3 protein-coding genes are annotated in these 2,593 nt (G+C 59.6%); all 3 read right to left on the bottom strand.

All coding sequences use genetic code 11. From position 1 onward, the window contains the following. Positions 1 to 71: 71 nt before the first annotated feature. Genes tnpC through tnpA form a run of 3 tightly spaced genes read right to left on the bottom strand, consistent with a single transcriptional unit; the run spans position 72 to position 2,511 of the window. Positions 72 to 1,664, bottom strand: a complete 1,593-nt coding sequence (gene tnpC / locus FAA86_RS24230; protein WP_136543866.1) for an IS66 family transposase — start codon at positions 1,662 to 1,664, stop codon at positions 72 to 74. Between the two features lie 54 nt (positions 1,665 to 1,718). After that, the gene (gene tnpB, locus FAA86_RS24225; protein ID WP_136543864.1) at positions 1,719 to 2,072 is read right to left on the bottom strand and encodes an IS66 family insertion sequence element accessory protein TnpB; all 354 of its coding nucleotides are present in this window, start codon (positions 2,070 to 2,072) and stop codon (positions 1,719 to 1,721) included. After that, positions 2,053 to 2,511, bottom strand: coding sequence for an IS66-like element accessory protein TnpA (gene tnpA, locus FAA86_RS24220; RefSeq protein ID WP_136543861.1), 459 nt, complete (start codon positions 2,509 to 2,511; stop codon positions 2,053 to 2,055). The genes tnpB and tnpA overlap by 20 nt, the downstream gene beginning before the upstream one ends. Positions 2,512 to 2,593: the final 82 nt, after the last annotated feature.

The following is a 2,593-nucleotide window of genomic DNA, read 5'->3' as shown; positions in this document are numbered from 1 at the left end:
GTAAGCGCTCATTTCCCTGCACGTTGCCACGTGTCGTTTGACCGTCGTGGGTGTCACGCGTTCGTCTGTGATCAAGCAGTAGCGGTCCTGGCGAAGTTGAATGGCAGCAGGTCGGAGATGTCGGCATCCGATGCGCGTTGTGGCAATTCGCTGAGGATGTGGCGCAAGTAAGCCAATGGTTCGATACCGCAGGCGCGGCAGGTCAGCATGATGCTGTAGACGACGGCACTGGCCTTGGCTCCGTCCGCAGTATCGCTGAACAGCCAGGATTTTCTTCCAGTGGCAAAAATCCTGATATCACGTTCCAGCAGGTTGTTGTCGATCGGCATCCTGCCGTCTTGGGTGTAGCGCGTCAGGTATTCCCACTGGTTCAGGGTGTAGGATACGGCATCGCCGATCTTGCTGTCGGGCAGGACCTTTGGCGCGATGTCATCGAGCCATGCCTTGAGAGCGTTCAGGATGGGGACGCTGTGCTGCCGGCGGAAACGGCGAATGCATTCGGCTTGCATTTCTCCAGCTTCCGCCTTTTCTACTCTGGCTTGGCTTTCGATCCGGTAGAGCTGCTCGAAGAACTTCAGCGCCTGCTCCGGTGGTCCGCCACCTTTCTTCCTTGTCTTCAGGGCATCGACGAAGCGACGCCTGGAATGGGCCATGCATCCCAAATGCGTTGCCCCTTCCAACGTTCGCCAGGCGGTGTAGCCATCGCTCATCAGTATGCCGCGGTAGTCGCCGAGGAAGGCCTGCGGATAAATCTGGCCGCGGCCGGGTTGGTAGTCGAGAAGCACGATCGGTTCATTGCTGTCCTCACCGCTCCGATACGCCCACATATAGGATGTGCTGGTGGCCTCCCTGTCCTTTTCCTTCAGAACCTGGACCGTCGTTTCGTCGCCGTGGACGAGCGGTTGGGCCCGAAGCCGGAGCTTCAGCGCATCGTAGATGCGAGAGAGATGCCTCTCGCTCGATCCGATGACCCAATGCCCGAGAGCGCCGCGGCTGATGGGAACGCCGGCGCGCTCGAAGGCCTGGGACAGACGGTAAAGCGGCGTGCCGTCGACATATTTGTGGACGAGCGCGAAGGCCAGCGTCGAGGCCGTGGCGATGCTGCCCGGCAAGGGCTGCGCGGGCATCGGTGCGAGGACAACAGGCGTGTTGATGCCGGTCCGGTCGCAATGACGGCAGGCATATTTGAACCGAACATTCTGCAGGACCTTGGCCTTTACCTCGATATGGAGTTGCTCCGAGACGGCCTCACCCATGCGATGCATCTGGTGATGGCAGCACGGACAGGCCTTCTCATCGTCGGTCAGGTCATATTCGACGCGCTCGCGCGGCAGATGTGCTGGCAGGGGTTTGCGGCCGCGCTTCTTGCCTTGCAGTTTCTCGGTTGACGCCAAACCCGTGTCCGGCAGGTCGACGAGATCGCCGTCGTCGTCGCCAGCGTCCTCCTCATCGGCAACCTGCTCGGCTTCATCAAAGAGCCGATCGACGTGCTTTTCGCTCTTCGGTGCAAACCGATGGAGCCGCGCCAGTGCCAACTCTTCCTCGAGCTTGACCACGCGGGCGCTGAGCGCTTCCTTCTCGGCTTTCAGCGCGGCGATTTCGGCAGCATTCGCTGCCAATTGCGCCATCAGTTCCGCAATGCTGGGTTCGCCGGGTCGGATCATCAGATTCTTGAATCTGAGCCGCGCCGACGCGTCAACAGAAGAAGTCGGCAGCCGTCACCCGGCGATCTGGTATTGCCGAACCGGATGACGGACCATCGCATCAATATCGATGCCGTCGAGAATCCAGTGCAATTGCTCAGTCGAAAGCGACACCACCGCAGTTTCTCGGTGTGGCCATCGGAATCTGTCCTCGGTCAATCGTTTCAGGACCATCACAAAACCGGAGCGATCGAAGAACAACAGCTTCATCCGGTCGCGACGACGATTGCAAAAGGCAAAGACCGCAGGCGCAAAAGGGTCGAGCTCCATCGTCTCCTGCACCAGGACAGCAAGGCTGTTGATGCCGGCGCGGAAGTCGATGGGCTCGCGATGCAAGTAGACCTTGAGATCAGCGCCTAGTCTGAACATGGCAAAGCGCTCCGATGATTGCCGTCAACGCATCCACATCCCCACATTCCAGCGAAAGCTTCACGCCGTTCGGCAACAAAGCCCTGATCTTGGAAGAACCACAAGGTCCTGCTGTCCGCCCCAGTGATGCCGGCTGGCTTTTACATCGTGCGACCTCCACATCCAGCGAGCGGGTCTCATCAGGCCGGCCACAGTCGGCGGCGATGACCGGGATAAACGTCGATCGTGATGATACCGTCGGCAACCCGGATTCCCTGGCATCTTTGACCCACTTGCGCAGAACGTTCGCGTTGACCCCATGGGCAAGCGCCAGGCCCGATATCGAAACCCCTGGCTCAAGGCAGGCCGCTACAAGCCGGGCCTTTGACGATGGATCATAGCGGCGGCGCCCATCACGCCCCACAAGCCGCACTCGCAGTTTCTGCTCTTCGTCACTCATATTTGGCGTCCACCTATTTTAAGTGGACACTTCATGCGGCAGAGACCTCGCTGGTAAAAGGTGCGCCGAAATTAGCGCTTAC

This window comes from Rhizobium rosettiformans W3 (assembly GCF_004912135.1).
Classification (GTDB): Bacteria; Pseudomonadota; Alphaproteobacteria; order Rhizobiales; family Rhizobiaceae; genus Allorhizobium; species Allorhizobium rosettiformans.
This window is presented reverse-complemented; position numbering and strand designations above follow the sequence as displayed.

What these genes read in the sequence shown, in the direction of transcription:
- tnpB (WP_136543864.1), bottom strand. Translation starts at nt 2,072, where the DNA reads ATGTTCAGACTAGGCGCTGATCTCAAGGTCTACTTGCATCGCGAGCCC.
- tnpC (WP_136543866.1), bottom strand. Translation starts at nt 1,664, where the DNA reads ATGATCCGACCCGGCGAACCCAGCATTGCGGAACTGATGGCGCAATTG.
- tnpA (WP_136543861.1), bottom strand. Translation starts at nt 2,511, where the DNA reads ATGAGTGACGAAGAGCAGAAACTGCGAGTGCGGCTTGTGGGGCGTGAT.